This window comes from Salinivibrio sp. AR640, assembly GCF_001995405.1.
GTDB classification, from domain to species: Bacteria; Pseudomonadota; Gammaproteobacteria; order Enterobacterales; family Vibrionaceae; genus Salinivibrio; species Salinivibrio costicola.
Genome location: NZ_MUFD01000010.1, coordinates 26,046 through 43,163, shown reverse-complemented (window position 1 = coordinate 43,163; position 17,118 = coordinate 26,046). Strand labels below are relative to the sequence as shown.

At 48.5% G+C, this 17,118-nt stretch carries 17 protein-coding genes; 4 read left to right on the top strand and 13 right to left on the bottom strand.

Annotated features, from left to right (window positions below):
- Positions 1–437 precede the first annotated feature (437 nt).
- Positions 438–2,540, top strand: coding sequence for a tetratricopeptide repeat protein (locus BZG75_RS07095; protein WP_077576576.1), 2,103 nt, complete (start codon positions 438–440; stop codon positions 2,538–2,540).
- Positions 2,541–2,642: 102 nt separating this feature from the next.
- On the opposite strand, the gene flgL is transcribed toward BZG75_RS07095, so the two are convergent.
- The 13 genes from flgL to BZG75_RS07030 form a co-directional block, all read right to left on the bottom strand.
- On the bottom strand, positions 2,643–3,836 hold the full coding sequence (flgL, locus tag BZG75_RS07090; RefSeq protein WP_021023043.1) for a flagellar hook-associated protein FlgL: 1,194 nt from the start codon (positions 3,834–3,836) through the stop codon (positions 2,643–2,645).
- Positions 3,837–3,848: 12 nt separating this feature from the next.
- Positions 3,849–5,726: a flagellar hook-associated protein FlgK gene (flgK, locus tag BZG75_RS07085; RefSeq protein WP_077576575.1), complete on the bottom strand. Its 1,878-nt coding sequence runs from the start codon at positions 5,724–5,726 to the stop codon at positions 3,849–3,851.
- Between the two features lie 170 nt (positions 5,727–5,896).
- Positions 5,897–6,847 carry a flagellar assembly peptidoglycan hydrolase FlgJ gene (gene flgJ, locus BZG75_RS07080; protein ID WP_077576574.1) on the bottom strand — a complete coding sequence of 317 codons (951 nt, stop codon included), beginning with the start codon at positions 6,845–6,847 and terminating at the stop codon, positions 5,897–5,899.
- Between the two features lie 9 nt (positions 6,848–6,856).
- On the bottom strand, positions 6,857–7,945 hold the full coding sequence (locus tag BZG75_RS07075; RefSeq protein ID WP_077576573.1) for a flagellar basal body P-ring protein FlgI: 1,089 nt from the start codon (positions 7,943–7,945) through the stop codon (positions 6,857–6,859).
- A 25-nt stretch (positions 7,946–7,970) separates the two neighbouring features.
- Positions 7,971–8,768 carry a flagellar basal body L-ring protein FlgH gene (locus BZG75_RS07070; protein ID WP_443216187.1) on the bottom strand — a complete coding sequence of 266 codons (798 nt, stop codon included), beginning with the start codon at positions 8,766–8,768 and terminating at the stop codon, positions 7,971–7,973.
- Positions 8,769–8,792: 24 nt separating this feature from the next.
- Positions 8,793–9,581 (bottom strand): flagellar basal-body rod protein FlgG, encoded by a 789-nt coding sequence (gene flgG / locus BZG75_RS07065; protein ID WP_021023038.1) that lies wholly within the window; start codon positions 9,579–9,581, stop codon positions 8,793–8,795.
- A gap of 22 nt (positions 9,582–9,603) precedes the next feature.
- On the bottom strand, positions 9,604–10,353 hold the full coding sequence (flgF, locus tag BZG75_RS07060) for a flagellar basal-body rod protein FlgF (RefSeq protein WP_077576572.1): 750 nt from the start codon (positions 10,351–10,353) through the stop codon (positions 9,604–9,606).
- A 170-nt stretch (positions 10,354–10,523) separates the two neighbouring features.
- Positions 10,524–11,837 (bottom strand): flagellar hook protein FlgE, encoded by a 1,314-nt coding sequence (flgE, locus tag BZG75_RS07055; RefSeq protein ID WP_077576571.1) that lies wholly within the window; start codon positions 11,835–11,837, stop codon positions 10,524–10,526.
- A gap of 24 nt (positions 11,838–11,861) precedes the next feature.
- The gene (gene flgD / locus BZG75_RS07050) at positions 11,862–12,605 is read right to left on the bottom strand and encodes a flagellar hook assembly protein FlgD (protein WP_077460294.1); all 744 of its coding nucleotides are present in this window, start codon (positions 12,603–12,605) and stop codon (positions 11,862–11,864) included.
- A gap of 14 nt (positions 12,606–12,619) precedes the next feature.
- A complete protein-coding gene (flgC, locus tag BZG75_RS07045) occupies positions 12,620–13,033 on the bottom strand; it encodes a flagellar basal body rod protein FlgC (protein ID WP_021023034.1) in 414 nt (137 codons plus the stop codon).
- Between the two features lie 3 nt (positions 13,034–13,036).
- Positions 13,037–13,432, bottom strand: coding sequence for a flagellar basal body rod protein FlgB (gene flgB / locus BZG75_RS07040; RefSeq protein ID WP_021023033.1), 396 nt, complete (start codon positions 13,430–13,432; stop codon positions 13,037–13,039).
- Between the two features lie 186 nt (positions 13,433–13,618).
- Entirely contained in the window at positions 13,619–14,446 is an 828-nt protein-coding gene (locus BZG75_RS07035) for a CheR family methyltransferase (RefSeq protein ID WP_077460293.1), read from the bottom strand.
- Positions 14,447–14,472: 26 nt separating this feature from the next.
- Complete coding sequence (locus tag BZG75_RS07030) at positions 14,473–15,396, bottom strand: chemotaxis protein CheV (RefSeq protein ID WP_077460292.1); 924 nt, start codon at positions 15,394–15,396, stop codon at positions 14,473–14,475.
- A gap of 123 nt (positions 15,397–15,519) precedes the next feature.
- On the opposite strand from BZG75_RS07030, the gene flgA reads away from it, so the two are divergent.
- The 3 genes from flgA to BZG75_RS07015 all read left to right on the top strand — a co-directional run bounded on the left by flgA (position 15,520) and on the right by BZG75_RS07015 (position 17,074).
- On the top strand, positions 15,520–16,212 hold the full coding sequence (gene flgA / locus BZG75_RS07025) for a flagellar basal body P-ring formation chaperone FlgA (RefSeq protein WP_077460291.1): 693 nt from the start codon (positions 15,520–15,522) through the stop codon (positions 16,210–16,212).
- A gap of 88 nt (positions 16,213–16,300) precedes the next feature.
- Positions 16,301–16,624: a flagellar biosynthesis anti-sigma factor FlgM gene (gene flgM, locus BZG75_RS07020; protein WP_021023029.1), complete on the top strand. Its 324-nt coding sequence runs from the start codon at positions 16,301–16,303 to the stop codon at positions 16,622–16,624.
- Positions 16,625–16,639: 15 nt separating this feature from the next.
- Positions 16,640–17,074: a flagella synthesis protein FlgN gene (locus BZG75_RS07015; protein ID WP_077576570.1), complete on the top strand. Its 435-nt coding sequence runs from the start codon at positions 16,640–16,642 to the stop codon at positions 17,072–17,074.
- Positions 17,075–17,118 lie beyond the last annotated feature (44 nt).

Genomic DNA, 17,118 nt, shown 5'->3' with positions numbered 1-17,118 from the left:
AACAGCCTACCCGCGACGTGTTGCACTGTGTAATGGCGGTGCTGCGGGAACAGCTTGTTAATCAGTTTTAGTCTCAGCCCGTTCAAAAACTGGCCGCTTGGTTGATTAAATACAATATATATGCCAACTTTTTAAAATCTATCTAAATCAGTATATTACTAGATTTTTGTTGTATAATAGAGCGCAATAATGACAGCGGAATCTGCCGATTTTCTGTACCAGCGGCAATATAGCGGCAACGCCTCGCCTTCGGTTGCCGGCATGACCGGTCTATCGCTTGTCGATGTACGCTTGCAAATAAGCGGCCAACTCCGGTAACGACTGAGCTAGAAGGCATATTTTTTGCAAATATTTTTTGCAGATAGATAACACTCATCATCCCACCAGCGTCTTGACACTAAGTCGAGGCAATCATAAATAACAGGACGAAGTCACTGATGACGCAAGAAAACGACGGTCAAACGAATATGACGCTGGATGACGCGTTCCAGCTCGGTATTCGCCTCTATCAAGACGGCAATAAAGTCGATGCACGGCAAGTTTTTGAACAGATACTGAGCCATGCGCCAGATACCGTTCCCGTGCGGCAGGTTCTCGCCGTATTAGATGCGGAACAAGGGCAATATCGCCAAGCGATGACACATCTTGAACATGCCCTTACGCTCGCGCCTGATGATCGTTCTCTGTTGTTCGACAAAGCGCAACTGCTCACCCAGCAAGGCCACAACAAAGCGGCCTTAGACATTGTCGACGCTTTGTTTGCCGCCGCTCCCACCAACCAAGATATCCTTAGTTTACGTGAACAGTTAACCGCAAAACTTGGCTTGCAAGGTGAGAGCCGTCGTACACATGCTTTGCGTGATGAATTGCATCAAATTAAAAATCAAGGTCTGGCTGAGGAAATCAACAAAACCATGGCGTTGGCCGCTAATTTGATGAAGGATGGCCACACGGCACAAAGCGAACAACTTTATCAAACGATACTAACGCTTGAGCCCGACTACCCTCCTGCATTGATGGCGTTGGCTCAGCATGCGCTTGATGAACAAGAATACGGTAAGGCCCAGCAGCTCTTATTACGCGGTAATGACAAGGCGCAATCTCATCAAGTGTGGCAACTGCTTTTGGTAAGAGCAGAGTCAGGGCTCGGTGCGTATACAAGCGCTCGCCAACGCTGCTTGCAAGCCCATAAGCAAACTCAAGATCCAGCCTTTTTGCACCAACTGTTGGTGGTGTATCTCAAGGAAGCCAATTGGTTGGAAGCGAGTAAACTGGCCAAGCAATGTTTGCGTGATGACCCCGAGCGCGGAGAATTACACTATGCCTATGCCCGTGCTACCTTCGAGCGACTCAAGCAACATCATCAGTTTACGCAAGATAAATTGACCGATTGCTACCAGATCCACGAAAAGGCTCTCGTTCATGTCAGCGATAAACAAGCGAATACCTTAAATGCACAATTAGGCGAGCTCGACTGGTATATGGGAAATATCGATCAAGCCCAACATCGCCTAGAAACGTTATTAGCGGCGCAACCCGATGATCATGCGCTGCGGTTTAACCTGGCGTTTGTCTATCGCACGCAAATGGCATGGGAGAAATTCTATCAAGCCAATGAGGCGGGGATTGAGTGCGGCCGTCGACTCAAATACCACGGTGATTTACCCCGTTGGGATTTGTCGCGACCACAAACCGATGCCGTACTCATTATGCCTGAGCAAGGTGTCGGGGATGAACTCGCCTATTTTCATAACGTGGCAATGGTGGTTGAGCGTGCTCGAAAAGTGTACGTTGGCTGCGATCCGCGTCTAGAGCCCTTACTGAGTCAAGCATTTCCAAGTACAGAAATTGTGCCGATTTCTCGCAAAGATGGAAAAGATATTTTCGTCCCTGAGCATGTTCTCGCTGACATTGATAGTTGGGTGGCCGGTGGATCACTGGCAGGGTTGTGCTATCACCACTTTGACCGTCATCTTTATCAGCAAACCTATATTGTTCCTGATGTCGCACCCCATGCGCCTTGGATAGCACCGTTAGCTAAATTGCATCAGAAAGGGCCTGTGTTTGGGCTATGCTGGCGCAGTGGTCTTGCGGCTGCCACCCGTAACATTCACTACTTGGTGGCTGAAGAATTAGCAGGCTGGATAAAAGCCGTTCGCCAGCTTTGTCCTAGCGCCCAGTTTGTCAATTTACAATATGGTGAGTGTGAAAAAGAGCTGAGTAAAATCAAAAAACAAACGGGCGTTGAGATCGTGTCACTGCCCGGATTGGATCTTAAAAATGATTTTATGGGGACCGCGCATGCGATCAAACAGCTCTCGGGGGTATTTACTGCGGGGACAGCGGTGCATCGGCTGACGGTTGCCGTCGGCACACCTTGCTATGTGTTTTTTGCCGGCCATAAAGAGAGCGATATACAAACGCCAGAGTCGATGCCAGGCTACGCAGAGTATGCGTTTAGTTATCCGCCAATGATCAAAGACAAACAGCCACTGCTTGATGCGATAGCACGCCGTATGGTTGACGATCTCGGTCGGTAAAAAGGGAGAGTCACCCTCTACCAATAAAAACGGGGCCGCTGAGACGGCCCCGTTTTTATTCACCCCTGGTACCTTGCGGTAACCTAAGGCTTCAACCTTGGGTTAAATATAATTAAACAACGAAAGATCTTTAGTCTTCGCAAAGGCCTGCTGGGACGCTTGCAGTGCCAGCATATCTTCGTTCATATCAATGGCGGCTTGGGTATAATCTAAATCTTCCATGGTGCCCAAAGAGCGATTCAACACTAATTTAAAATCTTTATGCATGCTTTCTTGTCGATCGAGCGTGGTCAACCGCGTTCCCACTTCTGAGCGTGCTTTGTTCAAGTGTTTAAAGGCGGCTGAAAACTGCTCAGTGACTTGATGGAGCTCTGCCGTTGCCGAGGCATCATCGATATCCGCATACGATAAAGCCGCACCATTTTTAAACGCATCGAAGATATTGAAGCTATCTTGTCTTTCTAAGTTGATAGTATCACCCGGCCCCATCTCACCTTCAAAGGTCATTTTGAGCGTGTTCCACTCAATGCCGGTTTGCGGATCGTAAAGGCCAGCACTGACTTCGGTGCCATCTTGCATCAGTGAGTACGTGGTATCACCACTAGCATTGACATCAAACGACACCGAATAGTTGGCCGTATCAGCATCATTGCTATTTTCCGCGTTTGCCAGCAACAGCAGAGATCCATCTTCAAGATCGTATTCCGGTTGATAATCGCCAAAAGGGTTATCAATTTCCATAAACATCTTATCGCCGGGATCGGAGGTCGGCACTTCTACTGCAGGCGCGACTTGTGCCGTACGAAAGTAACTGTCGCCGGCATAACGGACATTGCCTTGGGTATCACGATAAAAAGGCTGGGTACTGGTTTGGGTGCCGGAGAACAAGAAGTTGCCTGACTCGTCTTTGGTGTTCACCAAGTCCATAAAGTTATCAAACATTCCTTGCAGATCTTGGCGGTGCGCAGTGCGGTCTTCCACCGATAACGAACCATTAATCATCGCCATCACTTTACGCTTGGCGCCATCCATGATTTGCTCTGATTCATCAATAGCGATCTCTTCACGTGTTTGACGATTTCTCGCCAAGGTGATCGAATCAATAAACTGATCAATCTGCTCATCTTGCTGGCGAAAGTTCTGAATATAGATTGATGAGACGGGATCATCGCCGGATGTGATCACACGTTTTCCGGTCGCCATTTGCTCCTGATTATCTTGCACCTTTACATTTTGGCGCATAATGTCGTTGGAGACAGATTGGTAATTATGAAAACTAGCAATACGACTAATCATACTGATCGACCCTTATCGCGTTGCATTGAGCAGAGAATCAAAGGTTTCATTGGCCGCAGTCATGATGCGTGACGCCGCCATATAAGCGCGTTGAAACTTCATCATATTCGCCGCCTCTTCATCAAGGTTAACCCCAGACACTTGAGCGACACGTCCTTCTGCCGCATCATGTTCAACCATACTCACATCCTGCAAACGCTCATACGACGCTTTTTGCACCCCTAAATCGGTACTCAGCCCTTCATAGACGTCAAGCACGGTGGAGCGGCCATTATCCATCAACTTTTGCGTTTGCAACTCTTGCATGCGAATTAAGTTACTGTTGTCGCCATCCGCCGGGATCAAGCTTACGGCCAAGACATCGTCAGGCACCGCTTTATCATTAAGATCAATCACGGTCCCATTCACGTCTATCGGCCCACCAGGTGGATAAGCTTGAGGCGCAACCAAGATTTGTCCTTTGGTGTCTGTCACCGCAAATTGGCTGCCATCCGGTGAGATTCGAACTTGAAATTCTTTTTGTCCGCCACTTTGCAGTACACGAACGTCGCCCTCACCTTTACTCACCGAGCTACCACTAATATAGCTTTGTGCGGCAATATCAGCAGGATCTTCCATCGCCACCCGCATTTGCCCTGCCGCTGACCGTGCCGGGCGAATTAATACTCGCTCATTGGCCGCCAATCCTGCATCAATTTGAACACGCATTCCGTCCACATTGAAGCTGGGAGGCGTACCACTAGGGGTAACGGCGGATTGTTTGCCGTCTGGGGCGGTCAGCGTATATTGTGTGCCATCGAACTTAAGTTGATAGTCACCCGGTTTAAGCTTTTGCAAATCATCGATATAAACTTTAAGGTCCGCGGTGGAGTCACCGTTTTGAACCACGCGAGAACGGGCGATGCGATCACTGTTAAAATCGGTAAAGATATTTTTGCCCACTTCACCATTAAGATCGAAGCCTTGTCCCTGCAAATCATTCAACGCCTGAGAAAACCCAATCGACATTCGGCCTAACTCGTCACGCGCTTGGCTGAGTGTGTCATCACGGTACTCAAATAATGCACCAAGTTTACCGCGAATATCGCTATTCGAAATGGCTTTCACACTCTTACCTTCAACGAGGGCTAAACGACGCTCTTGATGATCCGGCTCACCCGGCAAGGTAGTTAACTCACTGCTATTCATCCCGGATACCAGCATATGGCCACTGCCAATGATGACATTAAAAAGACCATCTTCGCGTGCATTCACGCTTACCTGGGTGTACTCAGACAGCTCTCGGATCAATTTGTCATGACGGTCCAATAGGTCATTGGCTTCGGCGGGGGTTTTAAGTATTGCCTTATGCACATCCACCAGCTCTTGGCCGATGTCGTTCATTCGCTTTACCGTGGCATCAATTTGTGACGAGGTATCAATTGATTGCTGCTGTAACACGCCATAAACGTCATTCATGCCGGCAGCGACCATTCGCGCTTTTTCGAGCACGACTTTTCGCGCTCCCATATCACTGGGGCTATCAGTTAACCCTTTAACCGCGCCGTAGAATTCATTCATGTTTTCAGGAATTTTTTTGGCTGAATGCGCCATCATATCGTCGAGTCGACCGAGTTGATCGTTGCGCGCGGCGGCGTGAGACAAGTTCGAGGTCGCCACATTCAGTTCATTAACCGCGAACTTATCATAGTTACGGCGTACCGCAGCAGCATGAACACCGGTACCGTAATTGTTGCCACCCCAAAATTGCGGATCATTGGTTTGTTGCTCAACGGATTGACGGCTATACCCTTCCGTATTCACGTTAGAGATATTGTGACCTGTTGTATTCAGCTGTCGCTGCGCAGTCAGTACGCCTTGCGATCCAAGGGAAAGCAGGTCCAAGCCCATTGTGCCTCCAAGTAACCCGGCAATTAAAACGAGATAATCAAAGTAAAGCAAAAATCAGGCCAGAGAAGGCAGAGGGGTTTTAAAGCGATGTAAAACAAGATATTAACTGATTTAAAGGCATAAAAAATCAAGTTAAAATAATAAACGGCAAGCCTTTGCCTGCCGCTCAATTATTCCATCATGCCACGGACTTGATCGAGCACACGGATAACTTTGTCGGCATACTCAGGATCAGTGGCATAGCCCGCTTGGTGGAGTTCGCGAATAAACTGTTCAGGTTGCGCAGATTGAGACAGGGCTTGCTCGTAACGGGGGTTTTCTCGTAAAAACGAAACAAAATCATCAAAACTATCTTGATAGGATGGATAGGCGCGGAAACTCGCCGTTTCTTTCACCGGGATCCCATCATACACTTCGAGTGTTTGCGTCGCGACTTTATCTCCGCTCCAGCGTGGATCCGCTTTAATATTGAACAAGTTATGGCTGTTATCACGGGCATTGGCGATCACTTTTTTACCCCAGCCGGTTTCCAAGGCAGCTTGTGCTAAAATGATTGCTGGATCGGTGCCAAGTGCCCGCGCCGCGCGTCGTGCATGAGGCGCTAATCTATCAACAAATGCGGCAGGCGAATCAAAGCCTTCATTACGTTGTCCCGCCTCACTTCCCGCTGCCGGTGGGGCAATCGACTGGCTATCCAGCGCGGCAATCGCTTTTTCTGCCGCCTCTCGACTTCGATTTTGATCCAAAGGCAAAGATTGCGCCGATGTGCGCGCCGCATCTTCCAAGTCAGGTTCACTATCGCCCAGAGCCTGGCCCAGTTGTTCCACAATCATATCAGCCAGCCCCAGCGATCCCTCTCGGCTGAGTTCACTCGCCATTTGTTCGTCTGCCATTTTCTCATAAAACTTAGAGGTGCGATCATCGATAAGATCAGACTCGAACGCTTCATTGGCATCACGCATTGATTTAAACAGCATCTGGGTGAACAAGGCTTCAAATTGCTCAGCCGCAGAGCGTAATGCCTCACTCTGATCGCCATCTCCCCCCTTGGTCGCTTGGCGACGCAACGAATCAAGTTGACTGATATCGTGAACAAACTGGCTATCAACTGGAGATTTCATTGCGGTCCCTTATATCACTATCAACTGGCCATCGATGGCCCCGGCTTGTTTGAGCGCCTGCAAAATGGCCATCAAGTCTGAGGGAGCGGCCCCCACGCCATTGACCGCGCGAACCAAGTCGTCCAATGTTACACCCGGTTTAAAATGGAACATGCGGCCTTCTTCTTCTGTCACATTAATCTCGGTATCCGGTGTGACTACCGCTTCCCCACCACCGAGTGGGTTGGGCTGATCGACATTAAAGTCTTCTTGAATCGAGACGGTCATGCCGCCATGCGTAATTGCAGCTGGACGAAGGCGCACATTTTGTCCCACCACAATGGTGCCCGTACGAGAATTGACGATGATTTTAGCCGCACCATCTCCAGGTTGAAATTCAATATTTTCTAAGGTAGATAAAAACGCGACCCGCTGGCTCACATCACGCGGCGCTCTGACACGCACCGACGTAGCATCCATCGCAGACGCTGTTGATGGTCCTAGAAAGCGGTTAATCGCATCCGCCATACGTTGAGCGGTGGTAAAGTCGGATTGAAAAAGATTAAAGGTAAGGTGATCACCTCGACCAAATGGATTCGGCACTTCGCGCTCGACCGAGGCACCGTTCGTGATTCGCCCCACAGTAGGGGTATTCCCCACCAGTTGTGAGCCATCGGCCCCCGTGGCACTAAACCCACCGACAATTAAGTTGCCTTGTGCGGTGGCATAGACGTTGCCATCCAGCCCTTTCAGAAAGGTTTGGAGCAAGGTTCCCCCTCTTAAACTTTCCGCCGAGCCAATCGATGACACAGTCACGTCAAGTTTTTGACCCTGTTTGGCAAACGCAGGGAGGTCTGCAGTCACTGCGACTGCAGCGATATTGTCCGATTGAGGGGTTGTATCAGTAGGAAGTTCGATACCAAAGTTATTTAGCATCGACTTAAAACTTTGGTCAGTAAAATCAGTGCTTTCACCTGTCCCCGGCAAACCGACCACTAAACCATAGCCCGTCAACGTGTTACTCCTGACCCCCGCAACCTCGGCAACGTCTTTTATTCGAGCCGCAAGGCTTGGTGTGGCGACAACCAACAAGACTATCGATAACAACCACTTTTTCACGTCAACTCTCCGTCACAATATAGGGCTACAAGGTGACATTAAAGAATCGTGCCAACCAGCCTTGTTCTTGGGTATCTTGTCGCTCGCCGGTACCGGAATATTGAATTCTGGCATTGGATATACGGGTTGAAGCAATGGTGTTATCCGGACCAATATCGGCGGGTCGAATGGTACCGCTCAAGCGAATGTATTCATCGCCTGAGTTCAGCGTTAACCATTTTTCGCCGCGCACCATTAAGTTGCCATTGGCCAACACATTAATCACTTGTACCGAAATAGAGCCTTGCAGACTATTACTTTGATCTGCCGATGAAGAACCCGTTGATGAATTATCATTGCTCACTTCATACGACAAGGTGCGCTCGCCAATGGTGATTTCTTCCCCTCCTAAAGACAGAGGATCCATGCTCAAGTCGTTTGACTTGGCCAAATCGGAGCTCGCACTTTTTTGAGCCTGAGTGTTTTCCTCAAGCATGACCGTCACGATATCCCCAAGTCCACTGGGTTTTGAGCCATTATATAAATCACGCTGTTGGCTGGTATTAAACAGAGATCCTGTCGCCGTTGCATAGTGCTCCGGAGGCTGTTGCGGGCGAATCGGAGACCAAGACGGATCGTCAGCTTTGGGATCTTCACGTTGACGTAACAAACCAATCAAGCCCTCACCTTCCGGTGTTGTATCGCCTTCAACCGCATCTGTGGTCGAGGTGGCTTGGTCAAGATCACTGCCTGTATCTTGCTGCCCCGGCAATGAACAACCGCCCATCCCTAGGAGCGTGGCAAAGAAAAGGCCCGATATTAATCCACGTTGCACCGTCATCATTGCCCCCTTATACCTTCACCATGCTTATAACTGTTGATTTACGTAACTGAGCATCTGGTCAACGGATGAGATAACTTTAGAGTTCATCTCATAAACACGTTGGGCTTCGATCATATTGACCAGTTCTTCGGTCACATTGACGTTTGAAGTTTCGAGCATCGATTGTTTTACTTCGCCAAACCCATTCAGGCCTGGTACGCCTTCTTGCGGATCACCACTGGCGCCTGTGGGTAGGTAGATATTCTGACCAACCGGTTCCAAACCACCTGGGTTAATAAAATCCACCGTCGTGATTTGACCCAAGACTTGGTTTTCTTGCTGACCGCGCAAACGGACAGAGACTTCGCCATCCGTGCCGACGGTCACCTGTACAGCATCATCCGGTATCGTGATTTCAGGCTCCAGTGTATAGCCCGACCCTGAGGTAACGATAGTCCCCTCATCGTTGAGGGTGAACTGACCATTGCGTTGGTAACCCATGTTGCCGTCGGGGAGCAACACTTGGAAAAAGCCATCGCCTTCGATCATCATGTCGAGCGCATTGTCTGTGGTTTGCACATTACCATTGGTATGGACACGCTGAGTGGCCACCACCTTTGAGCCTGCCCCCAACATCAAACCACTCGGCAGCTCTGTGTTCTGAGATGATTGGCCGCCCGGTTGATTAATGTTTTGATAAAAAAGATCTTCAAATACCGCGCGTGACTTTTTAAAACCGACCGTCGATGCGTTGGCTAGGTTATTCGAAATCGTCGAAATATTAGTTTGCTGCGCATCAAGTCCGGTTTTGCTGACCCATAATGCTGGATGCATAATTACTTCCTCTTAATAAACCTTAGCCAAGCCGCAATAACGATGAAGACGACTCGTCCATTTTTTCTGTGGTTTTCATTAACTTCACTTGCATTTCAAAGTGACGTTGCAAATCAATCAGCCCCGTCATTTCACCCACTGCGTTAACGTTACTGCCCTCTAAAGCTCCCGTTTGTAACGTCACACCTGCATCCGCTGGAAATACGGTGCCAGGTTCTTTGGGCTTAAATACCCCATTTTTATCTTTGAAAAGGTCTTGGTTATCTGGGCGAACGAGTTTAATTCTATCCACCACTTCCATCGCATCAGGTGGCGCTCCTTGGGGGAGTACAGAAACACCACCGTCTTTGCCCACTTCAATTTTTGCTGCTGGGAGGGGAATAAATATCGGGCCCCCACTCTCTCCAAGAATAAGGTTACCATTAGTATTTTGAAGTAGGCCGGTTTGATCCACTTTCAAGTGACCGGCACGGGTGTAGCCTTCTTGGCCTTGGCTGTCTAATACCGACATCCAGCCTTCACCTTGAACGGCCACATCAAGATTACGGCCGGTTGTGATGGTGGAGCCTTGCTCGAAGCTATAACCAGGTCGCTCAGTCATATTAAAAACTCGGCTTGGTAATCCTTCACCGTAAGCTTGCATAGAGCGAGACTGCTCAAGATCAGCTCGAAATCCCGTGGTACTGACATTGGCTAGGTTGTTGGCGCGCAACTGCATTGCCTGCATATCTTGCTTAGCGCCACTCATGGCGAGGTATAACGCGCGATCCATATTGGTTGCCTCCACAATCGTTCTGTAGGTAACAAAGCAAGGAGCGTGCCATTAATTAAATGCATGTTTTTCAGAAAGATAGAAAGAGATCATTAAGAAAGGGGGGAGATAAAAGAGTAAACGAAGGCGAGGACTTGCCGCCTGATAGGCAGGCGGCAATAAAAGCGGTCTTAACGGATTTGCAAGATATTCTGTTGCATCTGGTTACTCACTTCCAGCGCTCGCGAGTTCGCTTGGAAATTACGTTGCGCGGTGATCAAATCGACCAGCTCTTGAGTCATATCGATATTAGATTGCTCAATGGTCCCGCTTTTCACTTGACCAAATGCGCCTTGCATCGCCTCACCAAAAATGGGATCGCCCGAGTCTTGGGTGATATCCCACTGAGTATTACCTACCTGTGCTAAGCCTTGCTGGTTGGCAACACGCACCATGCCAACCCGGCCTAATGCGATGTTTTCACCATTACTGTAGGTCGCCATAATGGTCCCTTTCGGATCAATATCGACCTTGGTCAAATAGCCTGTCGTCGCCCCATCATCAGAAAATTTGCGCATCTCAAACGGCGCGGCATACTGAGTCGGGTTATCAAAGTTGAGCGTGAGCTGCTGATCACCGTTGGCACCGTTCATCTCTAATCCAGCGCCTGTTGGGCCCAAGGCATCGGTCACGATCGGATTACCGCCATTAATATTGTTCACTGAACCATCTGAGTTAAAGTCGATGGTGTGACCAACCTGTCCAGTGGCATTGGTTGAATTGCCACCTTGGATATTCACCGGCTTTTCACCTTCAGGATCCGTCATGGTGTAATACACAGACCAGCTATTGGGATTGGCCGGATCGTTACCTTTCACATAATACGTCGACAACTTATACGGCTGACCAAGCGAATCATAAACCGTTGCAGAGGTTTGCTTGTTGTAGGTTTCAGGGTCTTCAAAATTAAACTGGGTCGGATCTTTTGGTGCACCGCCGGCTGGTAAGTTCAAACCAATATCAACATTTTGTGACGCACGAGGCTGACCAAACTGATCCGGTACATTAAGAGACTGAGGCTCATAAGAAGAGACCTGCTGGGTATCAGGATCGACGTTGTAACCAAGCAAGTACTGACCTTCGGAATTGATAATGTCGTTATTTTTATCAAGGTGGAAAGCACCGTTGCGGGTTAAATGGTAATCATTGTTTTGCAGCTTGTCATTTGACACACCGAAGAAACCATTGCCGCTAATCCGCAAATCGAGCGGATTATTGGTATAAATACTCGAGCCTTCGTGGAATTGCTGCGCCACGGTCGATGTTTGAACACCTGTGCCGTTGGTAGTCTTCGAGTTTGAGAAGATCGACGTCGAATACACATCACCAAACTCTGCGCGAGATTCCTTAAAGCCATAGGTATTGGCATTAGAAATGTTGTTACTGGTGGTGTTCATGTCTTTCTGGGCCGCACCAAGGCCACTTAACGCAATATTAAAACCCATTGCTTTTCACTCCTAATAAATCGGTCAGCCTTTCGTCACATTACCGACGTCGGCATTACCGACCTCTAGCACTTCAGCCAGTTTCATCGGTGAGGAAAAGCCAGCAATATTTAACATCACATTGCCACCACCATTCCCCAGCAAAACACTGTTCACATTGGCATAGGTGGACACATCAAATTCTTGTGTCTGTCCATCAACCATGCCACTCACCTTGAGCTTGTAAGTGCCCTCCGGCATAGGATTGCCGTTGTCATCCATCCCATCCCATTCGACGCGATGATCACCTGGTGGTTTGGCACCCATACTGAACGTTCTCAATAGTTGTCCTTGTTCGTTCTCAATTCGAACACTGACATTATCTAGCGCTTGAGGCAGCTTCACCATGCCCGCGACACCGCCCGTTTCACCTTTCACACCGGTGGAGCCGGGAACTAGCACGTCACGCCCTACTAACGATGACGCTTGTAATGCCTGGTTGGACGTAATCGACTCATTGAACGTATCAAACTGCTTGTTCATTTTGCCGATGCCCTCTACCGTGGCAAACGACGCCATCTGCGAGATCATCTTGTCGTTATCGACAGGTTTGGACGGATCCTGCTGTGACAGCTGCTTGGTGAGCAATTTGAGAAAGTCTTCCTGTTCGAGTGCTTGCTTACCCGTGGTCGAGTCTTGCTTCTCTTGCAGTTTTTTCTCTTGCTGCGCCTTTAGCTGGTCAATGTAGGACAGTCCGTTACTTGAACCTGTACCGTCAATTCCGGCCATCTTCGCCTCCTACATTACTGACCCATCTGAAGCGTACGCATCAGCATTTGTTTACTCGCATCGGCCACCTGAACATTGGTTTGGTAAGATCGCGACGCAGAAATCATGTTCGCCATCTCTTCCATCACATTCACGTTCGGTTTAAAAATATACCCCTCGTCATTCGACATCGGATGGTTGGGGTTATATTCCGCGCGTAATGGTTTCTGGCTCTCGACAATACCATCAATGTTGACCGGCACACTTTCGCCCTGCTGCTTAAAGCGATTAAGCTCCGCAGAGAAAATCGGATGCCGTGCTCGGTATGTCTCTTCAGCAGAGCTACTCACCGAATTGGCATTGGCCAGGTTGCTTGATGTGGTGTTCAATCGTACTGATTCGGCGCTCATGGCCGATCCCGACACGTTAAAAATATTAAACAAACTCATCGATTATTTCCCATTCAATGCCTTCTTCATATTCTTGAACTTAGAGCCAAGAAAATCGAGTGAGGCCTGGTATTCCAGTGCGTTCTGCATGAACAAATTCTTTTCTAGCTGCGCATCAACCGTATTACCATCGCCCGTATCCGGCTGTGATGGGACACGGTACTTTTTCTCTCCGGTCACCCGGCTAGAGGCAGCGATGTGCCGCTCATTTGTGCGACTTAGGCCAATACTTGCCTCGGAGCTTGCCGCCTTGAGCGCGCGTTGAAAGTCAATATCTTGCGCTTTGTAGCCTGGCGTGTTGGCATTAGCGATATTGCTAGACAAGGTCTCTGCCCGCTTTCCTCTTACGCCAACGGTGTGCTGGTGCACACCCAATGCATTGTCAAATGTAATCGCCATGGACAACCTCCGAATTCTTACTGAATAGAATAAAGCAAACAAAGTGCCAAGTTTCGATTTAGCACTGTTTTTTAAAGTGAACACTAGGTAGGACGCGGGTTCGAAGCACTCATACTTCGACATAATGCAGCGAGGAGGCAGGTGTTAAACAAAAAAGCGGCAAACACTGTGCCGCTTTTTAAAATACTATTTTAACTTGTAGATGATGCCTGGATTACAACGGATCATCTCAAACTTATCGGTTAAACCAGTGAGTGACTCCGACGCCCCGAGAATAAGATACCCACCGGGGTTGAGCGCCCCTGCCATTTGATTAAGCACCTTGGCTTTCATATCCGGAGAAAAGTAAATCAAGACATTACGACAGAAAATAATGTCGAACTTGCCCAGCAAACTGTAGCTTTCCATCAGGTTTTGCGGACGGAAAGTCACCATTCGCTTGATATTGTCTTTGATCCGCATTTTGCCGTCACCCACATCTTCAAAAAAAGTGCGGCGACGCTCTGGAGATAAACCGCGGCCCAACGCTAAGTTGTCGTAGATGCCCTGCCGACACGCCTCTAACATCGACGTGGAAATATCTGTCGCGGTAATACTGACACTGCTCAGCATCCCAGGTTTTCGCTGCTGTGTTTCTGCGACCGTCATGGCAATCGAATAAGGCTCTTGCCCCGATGAACTGGCTGACGACCAAATTTTGATTGGTTTACGTGCTTTCGCCAGCTCTGGAAGTAAACGATGTGCCAAGACTTCATACGGATAGGTATCACGAAACCATAACGTCTCGTTGGTCGTCATCGCATCAATGGCCGCGACAGCTAATTCACGATTTCGTCCAGTGATGACCGACTTGACCAGCTCCGACAGTGACGCCAAGCCAAATTTATTCACAAGTGGGCTCAGGCGGCTACGCACCAGATACTGTTTACTGTCTCCGAGTACGATCCCACACTTGGACTCGAGATGCCTACAGAAGTCTCGATATTCTTGATCACTGATTGCTACATTTGTCATTAATTCACTCAATCGCTCTGGTTACGTTACGACTTAACCGCTTCAAGGACGGTAGATCCCAGCTCATCTGGATCGAACTTAGCGATAAACGAGTTGGCTCCGACGCGCTGAACCATCGCCTCGTTAAAAACCCCACTTAGTGATGAGTGCAATACTACATGAAGATCTTTAAGACTCGAATCTTTTCTAATCTCAGTTGTGAGCGTGTACCCATCCATTTCAGGCATTTCGATATCGGATATCACCAAGGCTAACTGGCTATAGATACTCCCCTCTGCAGCCATTTCTTTCAGCTTATCGAGCGCTTCTTTGCCATCTTGCACGAGGATAACGTCATAGCCGACACTTTCTACAGCACGTTTCACTTGTCGACGCGCGACACTGGAATCATCCGCTACCAAAACTTGACTAGGCGCGCTTTCCTCTCGCTCTTCACGTTTTGACAAGACTTCTTCACTGATTTCCTCATTCACTGGGGCGATTTCGTTGAGGATTTTTTCGACATCAAGCACTTCAACCAGCTCATTATCGATTTCAGTGACGGCTGTCAGATAATGCGAGCGGCCCGTTCCCTGTGGCGGGGGCAGTATTTTTTCCCAATTCATATTAACAATGCGCTCAACAGAACCCACCAAAAATCCTTGCATGGATCGGTTGAACTCTGAAATGATCACAAATCGATTTTCAGGATCGGGAATAGCTGGCCCACCCGTTGCAAGGCTCATATCAATGACAGAGATCGTTTGACCTCGAATATGGGCCACGCCTTTGACAAGAGGATGCAAATTCGCCATCGCCGTCAATCGCGGACACTGCAAGACCTCTTTGACTTTAAAGACATTAATGCCAAAGCGTTGGTTTCTCATCAGGCGGAAAGTCAACAACTCTAAGCGGTTCTGCCCCACCAACTGCGTACGTTGGTTGACCGAATCAAGAACACCACCTGTCATAAGATAAACTCCATATTGCCCCATTTTTTTTGTAGAGTAGCATGGTAATCATAGTGGGTAATCACATGACTCTCGAGAAAGAAGGGAAATTTCTTCTTTGTCCGCTACCGATGGTTTGGAACTATGTCCAAGATATTACGCTTATTTAGCGTCACTTTGCTCGCAAGCTTTAGCCTAAGTATAGCCGCTGCAACAGTAAGTCAAATTGAAGCGGTACAAGATGCAGCAGAAAAACATGTTGCAGACATTATTTCTGTGCCCAAAAACGGCAAAATCGATATTACAGCAGGTAATCTGGATTCTCGCATGCGTCTAACAGACTGCCCTGTTCCTTTGGATACCGATGTGCCTGGACGACAGCAGCTTAATACGTCGGTTACTGTGATGGTGTCTTGTGATCAAGACAACTGGCAAGTGTACATTCCGGTTAAGATTGAGCTGATGACACCCTCGGTCGTGGCGAAGCGGCCTCTTAATCGTGGCATGACTATTGCTTCAAATGATCTTGCCATTCAAATGGTAAATAGTCGGTTTCAACGCGGTAGAACCTATACTCAGCCCGCCCGCTTGATTGGTTCCAAAGTCAAACGGACGGTGGGCATGGGCGAACCGATCAGCAGTAGTGATGTCTGTGCGGTGTGTCGAAATGATGACGTTTTAATCACTGCACAAGGAAACGGACTCAATATTGTTGCAAAAGGCACGGCATTAAGTGATGGAGCGCTAGGTGAGCAAATAAAAGTCAAGAACAACAAATCTAAACGTCTCGTCGATGCTACAATCTCAGCGGTCGGCGAAGTAACGGTTAATTTCTGACTTTTTACGTCTCAATGCTAAAGTAACTGCAAAATGTGCCGATATGCTGAGCGACGGACTCAAAAGCGACTGACAGTAAGGCAATGTTATGGCGAGTATTGATCAACTACGTGGTAACCAGCAAGCGCTGACCACCACACGAAACACCAGTAACCAGACCAAAACACAAGAGACACAAGGCGGCGCGGTCCGTGAACAGCAGGGAGTGAAATCTCAAGACGATGCTGTTTCATTAAGCCAACAAAGCCAGAAGATCGACAAAATGAATCAAGAAATGGCCGCCGAGCCCCACTTTGATAGTGCGAAGGTTGAGCAAATCAAGCAAGCGATTGCTAACGGTTCGTATAGAGTGGATGCTGACAAGCTGGCTGCCAACATGATGCGCTTTGAGAATGATCTAAACGAAAGCTAAGCTGACGGAGTGGTTATGAGTCCTACTGCGCCTTTAATGACGCTTGTCGAGCAACAGCGTGAGTGTGTTCAAGCGCTGCAAACGCTCCTTAAACAAGAAGCCAGTATCATCGCGAGCCGTGTATCGGATGATATCGAAACCATCGCGAAAGAAAAACAAGCGTTAATCAATGAAATCCAGCGAAATGATGCGCAAATCAGTCGTCACTCTGAACGTGATTCACTCCATCATGACGAAACCATGCGTGAACACATCAGCGCGATCCAAACGTGTTTGTCCACCTGTAAACAACAAAACGAAACCAACGGCGTTGCATTGCAACGAGCCAGCTTAAGCATTCATCGTCTGCGCAACTTGTTCCAAGAAAGCGGTGGCAAATCAGAGCTGACTTACAACCAGGACGGCAATGCATCAGGGAGAAAAACACTCGGCACTAACATCAAAGCCTAAAAAGCGCTGTCCACCTTCCCCTCACCCCCTCTCTAAGCCTGCGC